The sequence below is a fragment of the Nonomuraea sp. NPDC051191 genome (genome assembly GCF_044455665.1).
In the GTDB taxonomy this organism is placed as follows: domain Bacteria; phylum Actinomycetota; class Actinomycetes; order Streptosporangiales; family Streptosporangiaceae; genus Nonomuraea.
The window spans coordinates 189,665-209,049 of record NZ_JBITEZ010000008.1 but is presented as its reverse complement, the minus strand read 5'-3'; the positions used below and the strand labels follow the sequence as shown (position 1 = coordinate 209,049).

The window sequence follows — 19,385 nt, the reverse complement described above, 5'->3', positions numbered from 1 at the left end:
CTGGTGACCTGCGTTTTCATGGTCAGGTCCGATTTCCGCCGGTCGGCACCCGCGGCGCGCGCATAGTCTCGGAGGCATGTCACCCCTAGAGCTCGACTTCGACTCCTGTTACCGGGCGGTCTCCGCCAGGGACTCCCGGTTCGACGGGCGCTTCTACACCGCGGTGACGACGACACGCATTTACTGCCGGCCGATCTGCCCGGCGCGTACCCCCTCCTCCAGGAACGTGCGCTTCTACCGGCACGCGGCCTCGGCGGAGGCGGCCGGGTTCCGGCCGTGCAAGCGCTGCCGTCCCGAGCTGTCGCCCGGCGACCCCGGCTGGGACCTGCGCGGCGACCTCGTCGGCCGGGCCCTGCGGCTGATCGACGACGGCGCCGCCGACGAGCGGGGCGTGGCGGGGCTGGCCCGGCGGCTGCACATCACCGAACGCCACCTGCACCGGCTGTTCGTGGCCGAGCTGGGCGTCGGGCCGCTGGCCGTGGCCCGGACGAAGCGGCTCCTGCTGGCCAAGCAGCTTCTGACGGAGACCGGGCTGCCGGTCACCGAGGTGGCGTTCGCGGCCGGGTTCGGAAGCGTGCGGCAGTTCAACGCCACGATGCGGGAGACGTACGGCTTCACGCCCAGCGAGCTGCGCGCCACCGCCGGACGTCCGGCCGCGCCGCCCGAGCCCGAGGTCGCCGGGCCGGTGACGCTGAGGTTGCGGCTGCACCGGCGCGAGCCGTACGACGTGGCGGGCGTGTTCGGGTTCCTGACCTCGCGGGCCATCCCCGGCCTTGAGGTCGCGGGCCCGGCGTCGTACTCCAGGGTCGTGCCGGGCGGGACGATCAGCCTCACCCCCCGTCCCGACCACATCGCCCTTGACGTGGCCGTGGCCGACACCCGGCAGCTCGCCCGCGTCGTCGCCCGCTGCCGCCGCCTGCTCGACCTGGACGCCGACCCCGACGCCATCGCCGAGGTGCTCGGCCAGACCTCGCTGGCCCCGCTCGTCCGGGCGCGGCCGGGGCTGCGGGTGCCGGGCACGTTCGACGGGTTCGAGCTGGCCGTACGCGCGGTGGTCGGCCAGCAGATCTCGGTGGCCGGAGCGCGTACGCTGCTCGGCCGCATCGTCGCCAGGACCGGCGGCCCCCTCTTCCCCACCGCGGCCGAACTGCGCGAGGCCGACCTGACGGGCCTCGGCCTGACCAACCGCAGGATCGCGACCCTTTCCGACCTGGCGGGCCGGGTAGCCGACGGCGACATCGACCTCGACGGCGGCCAGGACCCGGCCGAGGCCGTGACCGAGCTGCTGAAGGTTCCCGGCATCGGCCCGTGGACCGCCAGCTACATCGCCCTGCGCGCCCTGCGCGACCCCGACGCCTGGCCCACGGGCGACCTCGTGCTGAACAAGCGCATGGCCGCCCTGGGCATCCCGCACGACCACATCGAACGGTGGCGGCCCTGGCGGGCCTACGCCGCCCTGCACCTCTGGAGCTCCTCATGATCACCGCTCAGGTCCTGCCGACGCCGATCGGCTCGCTGTCGCTGCTCACCCGCGAGGGCGTCCTCGTCGCGGGCGGCTTCACGGCCGACCCGGCGGAGATGTTCGTCCGCCTCACCCCCGCCCTGCAGGCGGAGGGCCTGGACGTGGTGGACGACCTCGGCGCCCCCGCCGAAGCCGTCCGGGCCTACTTCGACGGCGACCTCGACGCCCTGGACGCCGTCCCGGTCTCCCAGCCCGGCTCCCCCACCCGCAAGCGCCTGCACGAGGCGTTGCGCGAGGTCCGCGCGGGGACGACGGTCTCGTACGCCGAACTGGCCCAGGCCGCCGGCCTTCCGCGCACCGCCGCCCGCGCCGCCGGCTCCGCCTGCGCCCAGAACCTGATCGCCCCGTTCGTCCCCTGCCACCGCGTCCTCCCCAGCACGGGCGGCTACGGCGGTTACTACTACGGCGTCCCGGTGAAGGAATGGCTCCTCGCCCACGAAAGCGGACAAAAGCCCAACTGAGAGTAATCACTCGACAGCGTTCGGTAATGTGTTCGCATGTCGCCGACCCTGGAACATGAGTTCCTCCTCGAACTCGTCCGGCAACGCCCCTCTCTGGTCGCCACCCTGCTGACCGAGGCGGGCGTGCCGATCCCCCCATTCGACGAGGCCCGGCTGGAAAGCTCGGACTTCACCGCCTGCCAGCCGACCGAGTTCCGCGCCGACGCGGTCGTCGTCCTCGCCAACGGGAAGCCGCTGGCGGGGGTCGTCGTGGAGGTGCAGCGGAGATACCGGAAGGAGAAGACCTGGTCCTGGCCCGTCTACCTGGCCACGCTGCGCGCCCGCATCAAGGGCCCGTGCATGCTGCTGGTCTTCTGCCCGGATCCCGCGGAGGCGCTCAAGTGCGAGCAGGCCATCGAGATGGGGCACCCCGGCTGGATACTCAACCCGATCGTGATCGGGCCCGACCGGATCCCCAAGGTCACTGACCTCCTCCAGGCCATCGCCGAACCGGAGCTCGCCACGCTCTCGGCCATCGTGCACGGCCGCTCGGGCGAGGAGGGCCTCAAGATCCTGCAAACCTTCTTCGACTCTGTCGAGCATCTGCCCAAAGAGCGGGAAATCTACAGTGACCTCGTGCTATCGATGCTGCCCGAGGTCGTCGTCAACAACTTCCTGGAGTTCACTATGGCTATGGGAACACGCGAGCCTAAGAGCAAGTGGGTCCGCCAGTGGGTCGCCGAGAGCAAGGCCGAAGGCGTGGCCGAAGGCGAGGCCCTCGGCGAAGCCCGAGGTGAAGCCCGAGGTGAAGCCCGAGGCGAAGCCAAGGCGATCCTGCGGATCCTGGAGGCACGAGGCATCACGGTGCCGGAGGAAGCGGCCGAGCGGATCGGTCAGTGCACCGACCTCGACGTTCTCGAATCCTGGATCGACAGGGCTCTCACCGTCGAGGCCGCCGAGGAGCTGTTCGACCCGAGCTGAGGCGCGTCGCCCGGTGGCCCCGATGCCGTAGGGCTGGAGGCATAGAATACTTCTCATACGACGTTAGTAGGCGTAGGCATTATTTGTGCACGCCGACTATCTGTCGGACGCTCGTATGAGGAGGAGGGTGTCACATGCCTCTAGCCGACGACGCCGTGGAGGCGCGCGCCCAGGGGTGGCGTACCCTCGCCGCGCTGCACGCGAAGATCGAGGACAGGCTGGAGAAGGCGCTGCAGAAGGAGCACGGCCTGAGCGTGAGCGAGTACACCGTGCTCGACGTGCTCGCCCGCCAGGACGGCTGGCACATGCGCATGCAGCAGCTTGCCCGTGCCGTCGTCCTCAGCCAGAGCGCCACGACGCGGCTGGTCACCCGCCTGGAGAAGCGCGGCCTGCTCAAGCGCTACCTGTGCGAGGACGACCGGCGCGGCATCTACTCCGAGGTCACCCCCGGCGGCCGCGACCTGCTGACCCGGGCCGGCCCGACGCACGACACGGTGCTGAAGGAGGTGCTGGCCGAGGCGGCCGAGCAGCCCGAGCTGGCCCCACTGGCCGCGGTGATCGCCTAGGGCTTCACGTTGCTCTGGATCTCGCCGACCGGCACGTCCCGGGTCGCGCCCACCTCGACGGGCGCGAACTGGAACGGCACGGCGTCACCGGTCGTCTCCACCGGCCACGACGTGGTCACGGTGAGCCGGTACGCCTCGCGCGGCTGGTCGATCGAGGCCCGCAGGTAACGTACGCCGCAGGTGAAGGAGGCTCCCTTGGCGTACGCGCGTCCGGCGGCCCCGCAGCCCTCCTCGTGCACCTCGGCCCGGTCCTTCGTGGTGCCCGGGTCGATCTTGATGCTCTTCAGCGTGGCCACGACGGTGACGCTCATGACGCCCGGGATCTCCGCGGTCACCGACCTGCGCCGCTCGCCGAGGCCCTCCACCCAGACCCAGGTGGGCAGGTTGACGAAGCTCTTGGCGTCGGGGCTCAGCTTGATCGTGGGCTCGGGCACGGTCAGGGACGCCCTGGCGATCTCGGCCAGCTCCCGGATCGTGATCCCGGCGGGCGGCGTCGTGCCCGGCGGCACGAACACGAACGGGTCGAGCGCCGCGAAGCAGACCTGGCCCTTCGGGTCGGAGGCGTCGTAGGCCGGGCCCCACCAGCGACCGTCCTTGCCGACCTTGTCCTTGAACTGTTTGAGGAACTCCTGGAACTTCTCCTCGGACGCGTCCTTGGTGTACCGGAACCAGTAGTCGCGCACGGACTCCTGCGACTTCAGCATCTCGGCCCCGGTCATGCCGGGCTCGTACCAGCAGGGGCGTTTGAGAACGTATCCGTCGGTGTTGCCGCCCTTGGCGCCGTTGCCGGAGACGACGATCCGGGAGTTGCGCAGCTCGATCCCTCTGGTCCTGCCGTGCTCGATGGGGCTGCCGGCCGTGTCACCCGGGTCGCCCGGGGCGTCGAGGTGCCCCAGCAGCATCAGGGCCACGGTGGCCAGCGAGATCACGCGGTTCATCGCGCGCATCCTTCCTGGTCGTAGAAGAGTTCCCGGATCCGCCACACGCCGTCGTCGCCGCGGTGCGCGAGGGCCCTCTGCAGGTAGGGGGCGCGCATGATGGAGGGCTGGGGTGAGACGGCCTCGCCGCTGCTCGCGCTGACCACGCGTACCTTCGACTCATCCACGCAGGTGTCGACCTGCGCGCCCTTGTCCAGGACCTTCGTGACGCGCAGGTCGTACAGCCGGGCGACGCCCTTCACTCTTCTGTCCTCCTCGGTGTACCGGCGTACTCCGTCATACGCCTGGCGCACCGCCTGGAGTTCGAGATCCAGATCCTTCAGGTATCGATCGCTTCCCGAGACCATCACCTTGCGGGAGGCGAGGTACCAGTCGGTGATGACGGTCATGAGCGGATCGCGCCGGTCCGGCCAGTCGATGTCCACCCGAAACTTCCCGCCGCCGACCTCGATCGTCTCGACCCCGGGCGCGCCCGCGGAGGGTCGCGCCGAGCCCTCCGTCGCGGTCGCGGGCGCCGGGGCGCTCCCCGCCGTGCCCGGCTGCGGCGTGTACGGCCGCGCCGCCTGCCCGCACCCCGCCACGACCAGGACGAGCGCGATCACCGACATACGTCTCATGCGGACGACTCCCTCACCACGTGGATGCGCCACGAGGGCAGCAGTTCCTCGATCAACGCCTCGGTCTCCGGGGCCATCCCGCCGCCGTACGGGTGGGAGGCGGCCCTGCGGGTCAGGACCTCGACCACGGCCCGCATGCGGACGGCGTCGCCGGTGGCGTGCGTGGCCCGCAGCAGGTCGCGCCAGAGCCCCTCGTCGTCGGTCGCCAGCAGCAACGCCGCGCGTACGGCCGCCACCGCCGCGTCCGGCTCGTCCTGGGCCAGCCGCAGCTCGCACAGCCGGTGGGCCGCGTCGGCCACGCCGGCCGCCACGTCGTACTCCAGGTCGTCGGCCGCCAGCCAGGCGTACCGGCCGGACGGGCGATTGGCCAGGAGCGGGCCGCGTACCAGGCCGAGCGCCTTCTCCAGCAGGACGGTCCGGGCCGTCGCGTCGTGCTGGGAACGGCGGACCAGCTCGCGGAACAGGATCCAGTCCGTACGGACCTCCGGACCGAGCCTGAGCCGTCCGGCATCGTCGACGTGCAGGTGCTCGGGGCCGAGCCAGTCGGCGACGCGGGCGATCGTGGCGTCCCTGACCATGGTCTGCACGCCGCGCGGCCACAGCACGCCGCCGAGCACGACGGGATGCACGCCGCCGGGATGCGTGGCCAGGTAGACCAGCAGCTCGGTGGCCAGCGCCATGCGGCCCTCTTCGAGCGGCGCGAGCCCCACGATCTGGACGGGCCCGAGCATCTTGATCTCGACGGCGGGCGGGTGCAGGCCCTCCAGCGGCTCCGCCTCGGGATACGCCTCGCCGTCGAGCCGTCCGGCGGTGTGGAAGAGGTCGACCAGCGCCTTGTAGTGGCGGCGCGGCAGGAGCTGGGCCTCGACCTCGAAGCCCAGCTCGGCGATGCGCGCCTTGCCGTCGTCGCCGATCTCCAGCGTCCAGGTGGCGTGCGGGACGTCGCCGGCCAGGACGTACCCGGCGGTGTCCCGGCGGGCCAGCAGCGCCAGGCGGCGGGCCTCCTCGTGCGTGGGGGCCACGGCCGACAGCAGGTAGTGGGCGTCGCGCGGGCTGCCGGAGACGCGTCCGGTGAGCACCTCCCTGCGCGGCGCGGCGGTCGCCTCCAGCTCGGGCAGCACCTCGGCCAGGCTGCCGACGGCCCTGATCCGGTCGGGGGCGATCGCGGTCAGCTCCTCGCCGAACCCGACGAGCGTGATGCGCATGCGGTCGGACCAGCGGTTGGTGGCCAGCTCGACGGCGAGCGCGGCCAGCGCCGCGGTGGTCTGCGGGCCGCGTACGTTGATCAGGCCCTGCGCGGCCTCCAGGTCGATCAGCACCCGGCCGCCCGTGTCCGTGCCGATCGAGACCAGCCCCGGGTACGGCGCGCCGCCCGCCTGCTCCTCCAGCAGGCGGCCTTCGTGGGCGGGCAGGCGCCACACCTGGCCGCCGTCCTGGGCCGTCCACGGCTCGGGCGGGTCGTCGTCCGGCGGGTGGATCCACAGGTCGAGCGTGCGCGGGGACAGGTGGGCGCCGTAGACGGTGGGCGGGGTGCGGTGCTGGGCGGCCAGCTCGGCGCCGAGCAGCCGCAGCCCGATGTCGAGGATGCGCGCGCCGGGCGCGTCGCCGCCCAGCCTGAGCGCGACCTCGGCCTGGGCGGCGTCGTCGCGCGGCCGGACGATCCTGCGCCCGAACACCCTGCGCCACAACTGCTCCCGCCGCCTCCTGGCCAGCAGGGCCAGCAGCCCGGCGGCGGCCAGCGACGCCCCGGCCAGGTAGTCGATCAGGTCGAGGCTCTGGGCCTCCCTGATGGTGATCTCGGGCTGGTCCTGCCGGACGTCGGGCTTGCGGTGCCTGGCCTGGTCCTTCTCGGTCTTGTCGGCCTTGTCGGCGGTCTTCTTCCCGACGTCGTGCCGGGCGTCGGGCTGGGCGCGCGTGTGGGCAACGCCGGGGTGCTCGCGCAGCGTCTGCTCGCGGGACTGGCCGGCGGGGACGATGTGGGCGTTCCTGGCGTCGTCCGGCATGTCGAGCACCCAGCCGGGCCGGATCAGGTCGGCCATGCGCAGGCGGGTGCCGTCCGGTTGCTCCTTGGCCTGGTTGAGTCGGTAAATTTCGGGATATCGGCGCCCGTCTCCCAGGCATTTCTCCGCGATCTCCCACAGGCTCTCGTGGTGACGCCCGTGCGGGGGCTGCACCACGTACACCTTCTTGGTCTTGTGGGTGTCCAGCGTCCGCTCGACGATCGGCGCGGAGTAGGCGACCGCGGTCACCGGCGGCGCGGCGGGCGGGGCGGCCATCCGCGCGATGGGCGCGATCATCGCCCCGGCGGTGAACAGCAGCAGCACCGCGCCGACGAGCTTGTTGGCCAGCGCCTGCGTGCCGCCCGACAGCGGTACGCGGGCGGGCATCCCGACTCTCCGGACACCGGCGTACACCTCGACCAGCACGCACACGAAGAGCTGGAACCAGGCCAGCCAGACCAGCAGCACCAGCACGGCCTGGATCGTGCTCGGCCCGACCTCGGCGGTGAAGAACCGCAGGTCGAGCATCTCGGCCGTGACCGGCGGCCCGGCGAACATGAGCAGCGCGTACGGCACCCCGCCCACCAGCGCCACCAGCGCCACCAGCGCCGCGAGCCCGGCGACCACGTCGCCGAACGTCCGCCTGGCCGGGACGCGCGCAGGCGGCCGCCTGGGCTGGTGCCGCCCCGGGGGACGCGTCGGCTCTCGCGTCGGCTCTCGCGTCGGCATCGCCGCTCCCTTCTTCCGTCCAGCGTCCTGCCTCGTGCGTTGCCCCGGCCACCGAGTGGCGGGAATCGGTCTACCTGGCTTCAGGGGCGGCCGTGGCCTCGCCGTTCATCTCCGAACCCGGGAACCCGAGGGCCCCGAGGAAGAACGCCTCCCACCGCACCGAGACGCTGACCGTCACCCGCTCCTGCTCGACCGAGCAGGAGCCGCGCGCCACGCCGTCGCCGCCCTGGGCCGCGACGATCTCGTCGGCCCTGGCGCAGACCTGGCCCTCGCCCAGCAGGGTGACCTGCCCGTCGGTGCGCAGCCGGTCGACGTCGATCTGGTCCGCGCCCGCCCGCGCGGCCTGCTCGGCGACGTCGGCGGCGCGCAGCCGGGCGTTGATCGCCGCGCCGCCGTCGACCAGCAGCCCGGCCAGGAGGAACACCACGACGGAGAAGAGCACGGTGAACACCGACATGGACCCCCGCTCCCCCTCCTTCACGGCTCCCGCCTGACGAGCTGCTCAAGGGGCACCACGGCGGTGCCCGTCAACCGCTTGGTGCCGCCGAACCCCAGGAACCCGAGGTCGAGTTCGCAGGCCACCTCCGCCTGCACCTGACCGCCCGCCTCCCAGGTGGACCCGTCCAGGTTCACGGTGGTGCCGCCGCACTTGCCCTCCAGCGCGCTCTTCGCGGTGCTCTCCGCCGCGGCGCCCGCGTCGTCGAAGCCGCGCTGCACGGACGCGGCGCGCGCGGCGTCCCTGGCCGCCCCGTTGACCCGCCCCTGCGTCTCCACCAGCACCCCCGCCCCGACCAGGAACATGAGGAACAGCAGGAAGACGGGGGCGAGCATCACCGTCTCCACGGCCATCGAACCGCGCTCGCCCGGCTTCATCGGCAGTCATCACCGCCGTTGTCGGGACGGAAGCACTCGATCGGCCCGCCCGCGGTCGCCGTGATCGTGAACGTGAGCGGCGGCAGCAGCGGCACGACCTGCACGGCGCTGCCCGTCACCGTGACGAAGCGCTGGTCGGGGTCCTGCTCGGAGGTGGTGGCCGCGGCGTTCTCCAGCAGACGCGGGCCGACGGCCTTGACGATGTCGGTGGCCTTCGCCGTGGCCGCGCCCTGCCAGTCGCCCGAGTCGAACGGCGCCGACCGGGCCACCCGCGCGCCTTCCCTGGCCGCCGCCTCGGCGATCTCACGACCGTGGAACCAGAGCGCGACCTGCACGACGAGGAGCGCGACCGCGAGGACGACCGGCATCAGCAGCGCCAGCTCGATCACGGTCGCGCCCCGCTCACGAGTTTCCGCCACCACCACCGCCGCCGCCGAACGTGCCCTCGATCTCGCTGGACTTCTGCTCGACCAGGGTCTTGATCAGCGTGGCCAGCCCGAGCGCGACGCCCGCGATGATGGCCGTGATGATCACCCACTCGACGGCCGAGGCGCCCCTGCTGGGCGCGGTGCGGGCACGCTGGATCCGCACCCCGAGGTAGGCGGTGAGATAGACGATCCAGGGATGGTTCATCAGGCCCCCAACATCTTCATTGCGGCGGGAAAACTGAGGAAGATCACGAAACCGGCGCACAGGAGGAGCTGGGCCACGAGCATCGACTGCGAACGTTCGCCCGCCCGTCCCTCGATCTCGGCCAGTTCGCGCCGGCGCAAGGTGGCGGCCCTGGCGGTGAGCGAGGCGCGTACCTTGGCGCCGTCGTCGGCCACCAGGCCGAGCGCGGCCGACAGGTCGCGCAGCTCGTCGACGTTGATCTCCTCGCCGAGCTGGCCGAGCGCCTGCCACGGGGTGATGCCGACGATCCGGGCGCCGCCCAGCGCGTCGCGGATGCGGCCCATCGCCCAGTTGGGCTGCTCGCCGCTGACCGAGACGGCCATCATCAGCGCCTCGGGCACGCCGCGCCCGCCCGCCAGGTTCATCGAGACCAGGTCGAGGAAGGCGCCCACGACGTGCCGGAAGTCGCGTCGCATGGCCGCGGCCTCCTTGCGGATCTGCAGGTCGGGCAGGAAGAAGAAGAGCAGCGCCACGAGCACGGCCGACCAGAACGGGACCGTGAACGACACGCCCCACCCCATGAGCGCCAGCCAGCCGAGCAGGATCGGGAAGGCCAGCAGGCCGCTCGCGGCGAGCAGCACCTTGGTGGCCAGGAACGCCTCGAACGAGCGTCCGAGCAGGGCCAGGTCGGACTTGACCGAGCGGGCCTCCCAGCCGCGGGCGCCGTAGAGGCGGGCCAGGCGGACGCCGAGACCGCGGCGGAAGGCGCTGACCTCCTCCTCGGGCAGCAGGAGCTGGATGCGCGGGGCGTCGGCGTCCTCGCGCACGGCGTCGAGCGCCAGCAGCCGCGCCACCAGCCCGGGACGGGCCGGGAACAGCGCGCGCAGCAGTACGAACAGGCCGAGGCCGAGCACCGCTCCGGCCAGGACGCCCTCAACCATGGCCGCCTCCTCCCATGAGCAGCCGGGTCGGCTTGTCGAACCTGGCCAGCCGCCGCATCCACGCGAAGCCGGCGCCGAACAGGCCGCCGACGACCACGAGCACGGCCTGGCCGAGGGTGGAGCCGTACTCGCTGACGTAGGCGGGGTTGAACAGGATGAGCAGCCCGGCGAAGACCAGCGCGGTGATCACCACGATCTGCACGCTGCGCCTGGTCGAGCGACGTTCGGCCTCGACGCGGCGGCGCATGTCGAGCTCTTCGCGGGCCGAGACGGCGAGCGCGCCGAGCACGTCGCGCAGGCCGGGGCCGCGCAGCCGGGAGTTGAGGATGAGCGCGGCGATCACCAGGTCGGCCGAGGGGTCGTCGAGCTCGTCGGCGAAGCGGGACAGCGCCTCCGGCAGCGCCATCCTGGTGTGCAGGCGGTCGACCATGGCCCGTAGGTGGGGCCGGAGCGAAGGCGCGGCGGCCCTGATGGAGGACGGGATCGCCTGCTCCAGCCCGGCCGCCCCGGCGATGGTGTCGCGCAGCGACTCGGTCCAGGCGGCCAGCCCCTCCAGGCGGCGCATGGCGGCGCGTTCCTCGGCCGCGCCGCCGGACAGCCCGCGCCAGGCGAACACGAGCAGCACCGCGCCCACCGCCAGGACCGGCCAGCCCGTGATCACCAGGACCAGGCCGGCGGCCACCACGGCGACGGCGGTGCGGGTGGTGAGCATCTTGACGAGCGGACGTTTCGGCTGGGACGGGCGGCGGCGCAGGCCGTACAGGGCCAGGAAGAACAGGAAGAGGCCGCCGCCGGCGGCCGCTCCGGCCAGCATCGCGAACGGGTCGAGGTCGAAGGCCATCCTCACCAGCCTCCCGGGTTGTAGCCGTGGGCGATGAGCTCCTCCAGGCACGAGACCGGCGCGTGCGGCACGGCCGTGCCGTCGGGGCCCGGCACGAACACCTCGCTCGACAGCACGCGGCCGTCGCAGCCGTTGACCTCGCGGATGCTGGAGACGTAGCGGCGCAGGGTGCCGCCGACGTGGTAGTCGTTGCGCTTCTCGATGAAGACGACGAAGTCGATCGCGCCCGCGATGAGCATGTGGGTGGCGTCGATGGGGAGGCGCTCGCCGGCCTGGAGGGCGTAGGTGGCGATGCGGTTGAAGACCTCCATGCTGGAGTTGGCGTGGATCGTCGACAGCGAGCCGTCGTTGCCCTGGGTCATCGCGTTGAGCATGGTGACGATCTCGTCGCCCAGCACCTCGCCGACGATGACGCGGCTGGGGTTCATCCGCAGCGAGCGCCTGACCAGCTCGGCCATGGAGATCTCGCCCTGGCCCTCGGAGTTGGGCAGGCGCTGCTCGAAGGCGACCACGTTGGGGTGGAGCTCGGAGAACTGGTCGAGGCCCAGCTCCAGGGCGCGTTCGACGGTGATCAGGCGCTCGGTGGCCGGGATCTCGTTGGCCAGCGCCCGCAGCAGGGTGGTCTTGCCGGCGTTGGTGGACCCGGCGATCATGAGGTTCTTGCGGGCGGCGACGGCCGCCGTCAGGAACCTCCCGATCTCCGGGCTGATCGTGCCGTTGCCGGTCAGGTCGGACAGGAAGACCTTGCCGAGGCGGGACCGGCGGATCGACACGGCCGGGCGCACGGTGACGTCCATCACCGCGCTCAGCCGGGAGCCGTCGGGCAGCCGCAGGTCGAGCTGGGGATTGGCGGTGTCGAACGGCCTGCTGGACAGCCCCGAGTACGCCGCCAGGATCTGGATCAGCTCGACCAGCTCGTCGTCGGACTCGGCGACCGGGTCGTGCATGATCTCCTGGCCGTCGGCGTAGCTGACGAACACGCGGTCGCAGCCGTTGATGTCGATGTTCTCGACCTCGGGGTCGTCGAGCAGCGGCTGGAGGCGGCCGACGCCGAACAGCGCGGCGTGGATGCCGGCCGCCAGGCCCTCCTCCTCCTCGATGGTGGGCGGCGTGCGGCCGAGGCCGATCTCGTTGCGCGCGTGCTCCTCCAGCACCTGCGAGATCAGCGCCCTGGCGAACTGCCGCTCGTCCTCGCCGGACATCGGCGGGACGCCGCTCGCCTGGTCGATCCGGCGCTGGTGGGCCAGCCGGTCGCCGACCTCCTGGCGGAAGCGTTTGACGAGCGTGTGGTCGATCATCGGTGGCTCACCAGCCTCGCGGCCAGGTCGCGGGCCGTACGGATCAGCAGGGACCGGTCGAGCCGGCCGCCCCACTGGCCGCGCAGCAGCTCCGCGCCCTTGGGATCGTGGGCCAGCCCGTGGACGAACTGGACGATGGGGCCGACGATCCTGCGCACGTCCTCGATGGAGGCCCGGTAGTTGCGCGGGTCGGCGATCACGACGACGCCGTGCGCCTTGGTGATCTGAAGGCGTTCGCGCAGGTGGGCGACGTGGTCGAGGGTGGCTCTGGTGAGCAGGAGCACCTGCTCGGCCTCGGCCAGGAGGTCGGCGATCTGGGGGTGGGAGCCCAGCCGGCCGCAGTCGGCGATCACGTCGGCGTCGGGGATGGCGGCCAGCGACCTGCCCAGCGGGCCCCAGAGCCAGGTGAGCCCGGCCGCCTGCTCGCCGTGCGTCAGCCCGGCCAGCACGTCGAGCCCGCCGATGATCTTCTGCGTGTGCTGGTGGATCTGGGCGGGTTCGAGGCCCCTGCGGGCGGTCGCGCCGAGTGTGAGCAGGCCCTTGCCCGGGTTGAGCACGCCGCCGTCGGCGGCCGGCAGCCGGTAGGCGAGGTCGCCTCCGGCCGGGTCGCACTCGGCCAGCAGCACGGGCCGCGGCCACACCGCCGCGAGGGCCGTGGCCGCGGTGGTCACGCCGGGCGCGCCCTTGTCGGCGGCCAGAACGATCAGCGCCACGTCAGCGCGCTCCCGGAAGCTCGGCCACCGCGATCTCTCCGCTGGAGGCGTAGGCGAGTATTTGTGGCGAGTCGGACGAATCAACGATCACGGTGATCTGCCCGGAATTACCGCCGGTTCTGCTCTTGTCGCCCGTGCTGAACACGAGCGCGCTCTCGGCGAGCACGCGGCTTTGCCCCTGAGCCGTACGGTTCGGCACGTACACCACCTGGACGCGGTCGCCCTGTTCAATTCCGGCGGGCATTTGGCCGGGTTTGAGGGCGAGGCCGACGGTGGCCTTCCCCGGGCCGAGCTCGTCGCTGGCCTTGCTGCCCATCCGGTTGGTCAGCAGGGTGCCCGGCAGGATCGTGACCGCCGCGAAGCTCTTGGTCACCTCGCCCCGACGGGACCAGGGGACGTAGTCGACACCCGTGTCCGAGGCGATCTTCACCTCTTCGAGCATGCCGTCCACGAACTTCTGGCCTGCGCCGACCTGCTGGGTGATCCTGATGGCGGAGACGCGGTCGCCGCTGCGCAGGACGAGCAGCGTGGTGGCCAGCGCGCCGCCGAGAATGAGCAGGACGGCCAGCGCGGCGAGGGCCGGCTTGCGTTCGCGTGGGGGCACGGGGAGCTTGCGCGAGGCCGGGCCGGACAACACCGCCGCGTTGTCGGCGACAGGTTTTTCACTGGTCCTCATGGGTGGGGGGCTCCCATTGTGAAATGCGGAATTCACGCCCATTATGTGGGGCGCCCGGGTGAGGCGTGGGCGGAATGCGAGGACCCATGCTTGTTTCGCAGGTGGCGTGATGTCAACCCGGAACAATCGATGCCTATTGTCTCTACCAAGTTGACGAATACCGATTTATCGGCATGGTAGTCACAATTTTATCTTCGGTCACGCTGGTCCCAGGTTTATCAGAATTGCTCCTGTGTGGGCGGGCGAGTTATCCACAGGAACGCGTTCTCATGCCGTTGGCGTCAACCGGGACGCCTACTCTCGCTTCTGGCGCTACCTTGGCGCCCGAGGTCGAGCGAGGAGACGGCACATGCGGATCATGCTCACCGTGCTCGGCGAGCAGGGCGACCGTGACGTGGTGATCGACGGCGACGACGGCGCCACGGTGGCCGGGGTGACCGAGGCGCTGAGCGGGCGCACGTCCATGGCGAAGGTCGTCCACCTGCCGAGGACACGCGCGCCCTACGGCCTGTCGCCCGAGGCCGAGGCTGAGGCCAAGGTGCGGGGCCGGGGCCGGGTCGAGGCGCGCATCCCCCGTCCGCGCGTCCCCGACCGGCTCGACGCCCCCGCCGGCGTGCCCGGTGACTCCGGCGCCCTGCTCTGGCGCGACGGGCGTCCCCTTGATCCGCGTGCCGTGGCGGCGGCCGTCCTGCGCGACGGTGACAAGGTCACGCTCGACCCGCGCCTGGCCCGCGCCACCGTCGTCGAGGAGCCCGGCGGGGTGGCCGAGGTCCGCGTGATCGGCGGCCCGGCGGCGGGCACTGTCCACCGCCTGGGGCTGGGCGTGCACGTCATCGGATCCGACGCGACGTGCGCGATGGCGGTCGCCGACCCCCTCCTGGCCGCCGAGGCCGTCGCCGTGCGCGTGACGCCCGACGCGATCACCGTCGAGCGGGCGTCCAGACAGGGCCCCGGGCAGACCTCCAGGCTCAAGCTCAAGGGGCGGTGGGCCGAGGAGGTCGCCGAGCTGACCGCGCGGGTCGCCGAGCGGGAGGCGGACGAGCTCGCCGCCGAACAGGGCGAGACTCCCGAGCTCGACGGCAGGGCGCTCACCGAGCCCGCCGAGTGGCCCGACCAGGCGGTCCTGACCTGCGGATCGTCGGTGTTCGTGCTGACCTCGATCGAGCCGAAGGACGCCCACCTCGCCCCCAGGAGCGAGGGCGGCCTCGCCTACAACCGGCCGCCCAGGTTGCGCCGTCCGGAGCCCGCGCGCAAGTTCGTCAAGCCCAAGGAGCCGACCAGGGCCGAGGGCATGCGGCTGCAGTTGCTGGCCGCCCTCCTGCCCGCCGTGCTCGGCGTGACGCTGGCCTTCGCCCTGCGCGCCCCCTATTACCTGCTCGTCGCCCTGATGACGCCGATCATCATGATCGGCCAGTGGGTCAGCGACCGCCGCCACGGCAGGAAGAAGCACAAGCAGGCGCTCAAGGAGTTCGGCGAACGGGTCCGGGCCTACGACGAGGAGGTCGAGCAGGCCAGGGTCGCCGACGAGGCCGCGCGCCGGTCCGACGCGCCCGACCCGGCCCAGGTCCTGCTCACCGCCACCGGGCCGCGCAGGCGGCTGTGGGAGCGCAGGATCCACGACGCCGACTCGTTGCGGCTGCGCGTCGGCCTCGCCGACCTGCCCGCCAACCTCGACCTGTCGGAGGAGCAGGGCGGCCCCATCGACCCGCCGCTCTGCCGGGCCGTGCCGGTCGCGCTGGCCATGCGCCGGCTCGGCGTCGCGGGCGTCACCGGCCCCCGTGAGGCCGCGACCAGCCTGGCCGGCTGGCTGATCGCCCAGGCCGCCACCCTGCACAGCCCGCGCGACCTGGCCATCGTGGTCGTGTCCGCGCGCGCCGACGGCGAACGCCGCTGGGGCTGGACACGCTGGCTGCCGCACTGCGCCCCGCGTTCCGGCGACGACTGCGTGGCCCTGGTCGGCACCGACCCGGAGTCGGCCGCCCGCCGCGTCGCCGAGCTGGCCGCGCTCATCGACGAACGCCAGAACACCGCCATCCCCGAGTTCGGCAAGATCCCCACAGGCTGGGACGATCTGGGCGGTCCCGAGAAGCCCAGCTTCTCCTCCTACGACGTGCGTCCCCATGACGTGCTGGTGATCCTCGACGGCGCCCAGATCCTGCGCGGCCTGCCCAACATGCCCCAGGTCCTGCGGCAGGGCCCCCGTACCGGGGTGTTCACCCTGGCCATCGACGACGACCAGCGGCTGCTGCCCGAGGAGTGCCAGACGGTGGCGGCGTGCGGCTCCGACGGCCTCGTCCGCCTGCTCGGCGGAGGTCTCGACGTGATCGGGCCGGTGCTGGGCGACCTGGTCTCGTCCGCCTGGTGCGACCGGCTGGCCAGGGCCCTGTCCCCGATCCGCGACGTGAGCAGGGACGATCCGGCGGGCAACCTGCCCGGAGCCGTGCGCCTGCTCGACCTGATGGGCATGCCCGAGCCCGCCGGCAAGGAGCTGGCGAGCCGGTGGCGGGCCCACGGCACGACCCAGGCGCTGATCGGCGTCGGCCCCGACGGCCCGTTCTCGGTCGACCTCAAGTTCGACGGCCCCCACGGGCTGATCGCCGGCACCACCGGCGCGGGCAAGTCCGAGCTGCTCCAGACCCTGATCTGCTCGCTGGCGGTGGCCAACCGGCCCGACCAGCTCACGTTCGTGCTGATCGACTACAAGGGCGGGGCCGCCTTCAAGGAGTGCGTACGCCTGCCGCACACGGTCGGCATGGTCAGCGACCTCGACGGGCACCTGACCCAGCGGGCTCTCGACTCGCTGGCGGCCGAGATCCGGCGCAGGGAGCACCTGCTGCTGGCGGCGGGCGCGAAGGACATCGACGACTACGCCGGCGAGGCGCCCCTGCCGCGCCTGGTGCTGATCATCGACGAGTTCGCCGCGCTGGTGGCCGAGCTGCCCGACTTCGTGGCCGGCCTGGTGGACATCGCGCGGCGCGGCCGTTCGCTGGGCATCCACCTGATCCTGGCCACCCAGCGGCCGGCCGGCGTGGTCACGGCCGACATCCAGGCCAACACGTCGCTGCGGATCGCGCTGCGGGTGACCGAGCCGGCCGAGTCCACCGACGTCATCGACCTTCCCGACGCGGCCGCGATCTCCAAGTCCACCCCTGGGCGGTGTTACGTGCGGTCGGGGGCGGGGGCGGCGATCGCCGTCCAGACGGCCCGGGTCGGCGGGCGCAGCCCCGCCCGCACGCCGTCCGCCGGTGGCCCGGCCCGGCGCGTGCGCGTGCTGGAGGTCGACTGGCGTTCGCTCGGCAGGGCCCTGCCGCCGCCTCCGGAGCCGGAGGAGGAGGCGGCGGGCACCGACCTCGGGCTGGTGGCCGACGCGCTCATCGAGGCCGCCCGGTTGGCGGGCGTCCCGGCCCAGCCGAGCCCGTGGCTGGACCCTCTGCCCACCCAGCTGGTCCTCGACCTGCCCCCCACCGGCCCGCCGCCGCTCGGCGAGCCCATGTCACCGGAAGGCGCGGCCGAGGGGTTCTCCGAGGTGGGGGCGTTGGCGTTCGGGGTGACCGATCGTCCGTGGCGGCAGGATCGGTGCCCGCTGGCGCTCGACCTGGCCAACGGAGGCCATCTGCTGATCGCGGGCGCCCCCCGCAGCGGCCGTTCGACGGCGTTGCGCACGATCGCGGGCGCGATCGCGGCCCGGACGTCGCCCGCCGACGTGCACGTCCATGCCATCGACTGCGGCTCGGGCGCGCTGCTGCCCGTCATGGCGATGCCTCACTGCGGGGCCGTCGTCACCCGCGACCAGATCGAACGGGTCGAGCGCCTGCTCGGCCGCCTGCGCGCCGAGGTGGGCCGCCGCCAGCAGCTCCTGGCCGAGGCGGGCCACGCCTCGCTGGCCGAATACCGCCAGGCCGGGCACCGCCTGCCCTGGCTGGTGCTCATGCTCGACCGCTGGGAGGGCTTCGTCGCCGCGTTCGAGAGCTACGACTACGGACGTCTGATCGAAGCCCTGCTCCAGCTCCTGCGCGAGGGCCCGGCGGTGGGGTTGCGGGCGGTGGTCACCAGCGACCGGTCGGGCCTGCTCGGCCAGGTCTCGACGGTCTTCGACGACCGCCTTCTCCTGCGTCTGGCCGACCCGTCCGACTACGGCTTGGCCGGTTTCCCGCTCAAGGGCCTGCCCGCGTCCATGCCTCCGGGACGCGCCCTGTCGCTGGGCGAGCACGGCATCACCGAACACCACATCGCCCTCCTGTCCGCCGATCCCGCGGGCCCGGCCCAGGTCGCCGCCCTCCAGGCCCTGGCCCGCTCCGCGAGCCCGCAGTCCGCGGGGCTCGACGGCCGAGGCCGGGAGGGCGAGCGGCCGCTGCGCGTCGACGCGCTCCCGATGCGGATCACCGCCTCCCAGACGATGGACCTCGATCCCGCGTTCACGCCGCCGTCACCGCTGTGGGCGCTGGTCGGCGCGGGTGGGGACGCGCTCACCCCGCTCGGTTTCGACCTGCTGGCCCACGGACCGGGCGCGGTGGTCGCGGGGCCGTCGCGTTCGGGGCGGTCGTCCGTGCTGGTGACGGCCGCGCGGTCGCTCGTCGCCGCGGGCACGCCGGTCATCGCCGTCGCGCCCAGGCGGAGCCCGCTGCGCGAGCTGGCGGACGCCGTGGCCGTGCTCGACGGGAACGCCACGAACCTGCCCGAACTGGTCGCAGACCTGAGCCAGTACGTCGTGGTGGTGGACGACGCCGAGCTGGTCAACCCGGACTCACCACTGGGAACCGCCTTGGAGGAGGTGCTGCGCTCCGGCCGGGACGGCGATCACGGCCTGCTGATCGCCGGTGCCACCGGGGATCTGGCGGTCGTCTACCGCGGGTTCGTGGCCGAGACGCGCAAGTCCCGTACGGGGGTGCTCCTGTCGGTCCAGGGCCCGACCGACGGCGACCTGTTCGGCATCCGGCTGCCTCGCGGGGCCGGCGGCGGTCCTCCGGGGCGCGGCCTCCTGGTCACCACCGGCAACGTCACCCCTGTCCAGACGGCCCTCCCCGACACCCCCTGACCACTGCCCACTTCCGGGCCGCGCCGGGGGTCAGTCCTCGTCCGCCGGGAGGGTGTACATGCGGACGTACAGCGGGCGGGCGTCGGGTGGGGCTTCGTCCGCCGGGTGGCTGTATTTCAGGAGCAGGGCCACGTAGGCGTCGTGGAACTCCCTCAGCTCGTCCTTGGTCATGCGGGCGAGCCCTCGGGAGCCCTTGACCCAGTCGGGGTCGGCCTGGAAGGCGGCGGGGAGGCGGTCCAGCAGGGCGCGGTCCTCCTCCAGCCCGATCCGGTGGAACTCGATCAGGACGGCCTGCTCCTCCGGCCCGAGTTCGCCCGGATCGGGGAGGCGGATGTCCCTGGGGAGCTGGGCGCGGCGCCACCAGCGTTCGCGGCCGGAGGAGCGTTCGGGGATCTCCTCGATGAAGCCGTACTTCTCCAGTTGGCGCAGGTGGTAGCTGGTGGTGCCGGTCTTCGCGCCGAGCAGTTCGCCGAGGGTGGTGGAGGTGGCGGGGCCGTGGATGTTCAGGTGGGTCAGCATGCGGCGGCGCATGGGATGGGCCAGTGCCTTGAGCCGGTCGGGGTCGTGGAGCACCAGGGGCTCGTCATCCTTCATGAGGAGCAG

At 72.5% G+C, this 19,385-nt stretch carries 18 protein-coding genes; 5 read left to right on the top strand and 13 right to left on the bottom strand.

From position 1 onward, the window contains the following. The first annotated feature begins 76 nt into the window (after positions 1-76). The 4 genes from ACIA8R_RS24440 to ACIA8R_RS24425 all read left to right on the top strand — a co-directional run bounded on the left by ACIA8R_RS24440 (position 77) and on the right by ACIA8R_RS24425 (position 3,509). The gene (locus ACIA8R_RS24440) at positions 77-1,480 is read left to right on the top strand and encodes an AlkA N-terminal domain-containing protein (protein WP_397040532.1); all 1,404 of its coding nucleotides are present in this window, start codon (positions 77-79) and stop codon (positions 1,478-1,480) included. Then, complete coding sequence (locus ACIA8R_RS24435; RefSeq protein ID WP_357702569.1) at positions 1,477-1,983, top strand: methylated-DNA--[protein]-cysteine S-methyltransferase; 507 nt, start codon at positions 1,477-1,479, stop codon at positions 1,981-1,983. The genes ACIA8R_RS24440 and ACIA8R_RS24435 overlap by 4 nt, the downstream gene beginning before the upstream one ends. A gap of 36 nt (positions 1,984-2,019) precedes the next feature. Beyond that, the gene (locus tag ACIA8R_RS24430) at positions 2,020-2,943 is read left to right on the top strand and encodes a hypothetical protein (RefSeq protein WP_397040530.1); all 924 of its coding nucleotides are present in this window, start codon (positions 2,020-2,022) and stop codon (positions 2,941-2,943) included. A gap of 134 nt (positions 2,944-3,077) precedes the next feature. After that, complete coding sequence (locus tag ACIA8R_RS24425; RefSeq protein WP_364086285.1) at positions 3,078-3,509, top strand: MarR family transcriptional regulator; 432 nt, start codon at positions 3,078-3,080, stop codon at positions 3,507-3,509. On the opposite strand, the gene ACIA8R_RS24420 is transcribed toward ACIA8R_RS24425, so the two are convergent. From ACIA8R_RS24420 to ACIA8R_RS24365, 12 genes are all read right to left on the bottom strand, one after another. After that, positions 3,506-4,447, bottom strand: coding sequence for a hypothetical protein (locus ACIA8R_RS24420; RefSeq protein ID WP_397040528.1), 942 nt, complete (start codon positions 4,445-4,447; stop codon positions 3,506-3,508). The two genes, ACIA8R_RS24425 and ACIA8R_RS24420, sit on opposite strands and share 4 nt — an antisense overlap. Further along, a complete protein-coding gene (locus tag ACIA8R_RS24415; protein ID WP_397040526.1) occupies positions 4,444-5,064 on the bottom strand; it encodes a hypothetical protein in 621 nt (206 codons plus the stop codon). The genes ACIA8R_RS24420 and ACIA8R_RS24415 overlap by 4 nt, the downstream gene beginning before the upstream one ends. Continuing rightward, positions 5,061-7,793: a hypothetical protein gene (locus ACIA8R_RS24410; protein WP_397040524.1), complete on the bottom strand. Its 2,733-nt coding sequence runs from the start codon at positions 7,791-7,793 to the stop codon at positions 5,061-5,063. Before ACIA8R_RS24410 ends, ACIA8R_RS24415 begins: the two co-directional genes overlap by 4 nt. A 70-nt stretch (positions 7,794-7,863) precedes the next feature. Next, a complete protein-coding gene (locus ACIA8R_RS24405) occupies positions 7,864-8,250 on the bottom strand; it encodes a pilus assembly protein TadG-related protein (RefSeq protein WP_357702557.1) in 387 nt (128 codons plus the stop codon). 20 nt (positions 8,251-8,270) lie between these two features. Then, positions 8,271-8,666: a TadE family protein gene (locus tag ACIA8R_RS24400; RefSeq protein WP_364086273.1), complete on the bottom strand. Its 396-nt coding sequence runs from the start codon at positions 8,664-8,666 to the stop codon at positions 8,271-8,273. Then, positions 8,663-9,085 (bottom strand): TadE/TadG family type IV pilus assembly protein, encoded by a 423-nt coding sequence (locus tag ACIA8R_RS24395; protein WP_397040521.1) that lies wholly within the window; start codon positions 9,083-9,085, stop codon positions 8,663-8,665. The genes ACIA8R_RS24400 and ACIA8R_RS24395 overlap by 4 nt, the downstream gene beginning before the upstream one ends. Next, complete coding sequence (locus ACIA8R_RS24390; RefSeq protein WP_357702551.1) at positions 9,069-9,299, bottom strand: hypothetical protein; 231 nt, start codon at positions 9,297-9,299, stop codon at positions 9,069-9,071. The genes ACIA8R_RS24395 and ACIA8R_RS24390 overlap by 17 nt, the downstream gene beginning before the upstream one ends. Next, on the bottom strand, positions 9,299-10,219 hold the full coding sequence (locus tag ACIA8R_RS24385; protein WP_397040519.1) for a type II secretion system F family protein: 921 nt from the start codon (positions 10,217-10,219) through the stop codon (positions 9,299-9,301). The genes ACIA8R_RS24390 and ACIA8R_RS24385 overlap by 1 nt, the downstream gene beginning before the upstream one ends. Next, the gene (locus ACIA8R_RS24380; RefSeq protein ID WP_357702547.1) at positions 10,212-11,060 is read right to left on the bottom strand and encodes a type II secretion system F family protein; all 849 of its coding nucleotides are present in this window, start codon (positions 11,058-11,060) and stop codon (positions 10,212-10,214) included. The genes ACIA8R_RS24385 and ACIA8R_RS24380 overlap by 8 nt, the downstream gene beginning before the upstream one ends. A 2-nt stretch (positions 11,061-11,062) precedes the next feature. Further along, positions 11,063-12,358, bottom strand: a complete 1,296-nt coding sequence (locus ACIA8R_RS24375; RefSeq protein ID WP_364086266.1) for an ATPase, T2SS/T4P/T4SS family — start codon at positions 12,356-12,358, stop codon at positions 11,063-11,065. Next, positions 12,355-13,071, bottom strand: a complete 717-nt coding sequence (locus ACIA8R_RS24370; protein WP_352361875.1) for a hypothetical protein — start codon at positions 13,069-13,071, stop codon at positions 12,355-12,357. The genes ACIA8R_RS24375 and ACIA8R_RS24370 overlap by 4 nt, the downstream gene beginning before the upstream one ends. 1 nt (position 13,072) lies before the next feature. Continuing rightward, entirely contained in the window at positions 13,073-13,747 is a 675-nt protein-coding gene (locus ACIA8R_RS24365) for a hypothetical protein (RefSeq protein WP_397040516.1), read from the bottom strand. Positions 13,748-14,096: 349 nt separating this feature from the next. Between ACIA8R_RS24365 and ACIA8R_RS24360 the strand changes: the two genes are divergently transcribed. Beyond that, entirely contained in the window at positions 14,097-18,782 is a 4,686-nt protein-coding gene (locus ACIA8R_RS24360) for an FtsK/SpoIIIE domain-containing protein (RefSeq protein ID WP_397040514.1), read from the top strand. 30 nt (positions 18,783-18,812) lie between these two features. Here ACIA8R_RS24360 and ACIA8R_RS24355 read toward each other — a convergent pair whose 3' ends face one another. Next, entirely contained in the window at positions 18,813-19,376 is a 564-nt protein-coding gene (locus ACIA8R_RS24355) for a helix-turn-helix domain-containing protein (RefSeq protein WP_357702537.1), read from the bottom strand. Positions 19,377-19,385 lie beyond the last annotated feature (9 nt).

Bases quoted from the DNA above. Each gene is read 5' to 3' on its own strand.
- ACIA8R_RS24365 (WP_397040516.1), bottom strand. From the start codon at position 13,747: ATGAGGACCAGTGAAAAACCTGTCGCCGACAACGCGGCGGTGTTGTCC.
- ACIA8R_RS24430 (WP_397040530.1), top strand. From the start codon at position 2,020: ATGTCGCCGACCCTGGAACATGAGTTCCTCCTCGAACTCGTCCGGCAA.
- ACIA8R_RS24435 (WP_357702569.1), top strand. From the start codon at position 1,477: ATGATCACCGCTCAGGTCCTGCCGACGCCGATCGGCTCGCTGTCGCTG.
- ACIA8R_RS24400 (WP_364086273.1), bottom strand. From the start codon at position 8,666: ATGAAGCCGGGCGAGCGCGGTTCGATGGCCGTGGAGACGGTGATGCTC.
- ACIA8R_RS24405 (WP_357702557.1), bottom strand. From the start codon at position 8,250: ATGTCGGTGTTCACCGTGCTCTTCTCCGTCGTGGTGTTCCTCCTGGCC.
- ACIA8R_RS24420 (WP_397040528.1), bottom strand. From the start codon at position 4,447: ATGAACCGCGTGATCTCGCTGGCCACCGTGGCCCTGATGCTGCTGGGG.
- ACIA8R_RS24425 (WP_364086285.1), top strand. From the start codon at position 3,078: ATGCCTCTAGCCGACGACGCCGTGGAGGCGCGCGCCCAGGGGTGGCGT.
- ACIA8R_RS24360 (WP_397040514.1), top strand. From the start codon at position 14,097: ATGCGGATCATGCTCACCGTGCTCGGCGAGCAGGGCGACCGTGACGTG.
- ACIA8R_RS24415 (WP_397040526.1), bottom strand. From the start codon at position 5,064: ATGAGACGTATGTCGGTGATCGCGCTCGTCCTGGTCGTGGCGGGGTGC.
- ACIA8R_RS24355 (WP_357702537.1), bottom strand. From the start codon at position 19,376: ATGAAGGATGACGAGCCCCTGGTGCTCCACGACCCCGACCGGCTCAAG.
- ACIA8R_RS24385 (WP_397040519.1), bottom strand. From the start codon at position 10,219: ATGGTTGAGGGCGTCCTGGCCGGAGCGGTGCTCGGCCTCGGCCTGTTC.
- ACIA8R_RS24440 (WP_397040532.1), top strand. From the start codon at position 77: ATGTCACCCCTAGAGCTCGACTTCGACTCCTGTTACCGGGCGGTCTCC.
- ACIA8R_RS24380 (WP_357702547.1), bottom strand. From the start codon at position 11,060: ATGGCCTTCGACCTCGACCCGTTCGCGATGCTGGCCGGAGCGGCCGCC.
- ACIA8R_RS24390 (WP_357702551.1), bottom strand. From the start codon at position 9,299: ATGAACCATCCCTGGATCGTCTATCTCACCGCCTACCTCGGGGTGCGG.
- ACIA8R_RS24410 (WP_397040524.1), bottom strand. From the start codon at position 7,793: ATGCCGACGCGAGAGCCGACGCGAGAGCCGACGCGTCCCCCGGGGCGG.
- ACIA8R_RS24375 (WP_364086266.1), bottom strand. From the start codon at position 12,358: ATGATCGACCACACGCTCGTCAAACGCTTCCGCCAGGAGGTCGGCGAC.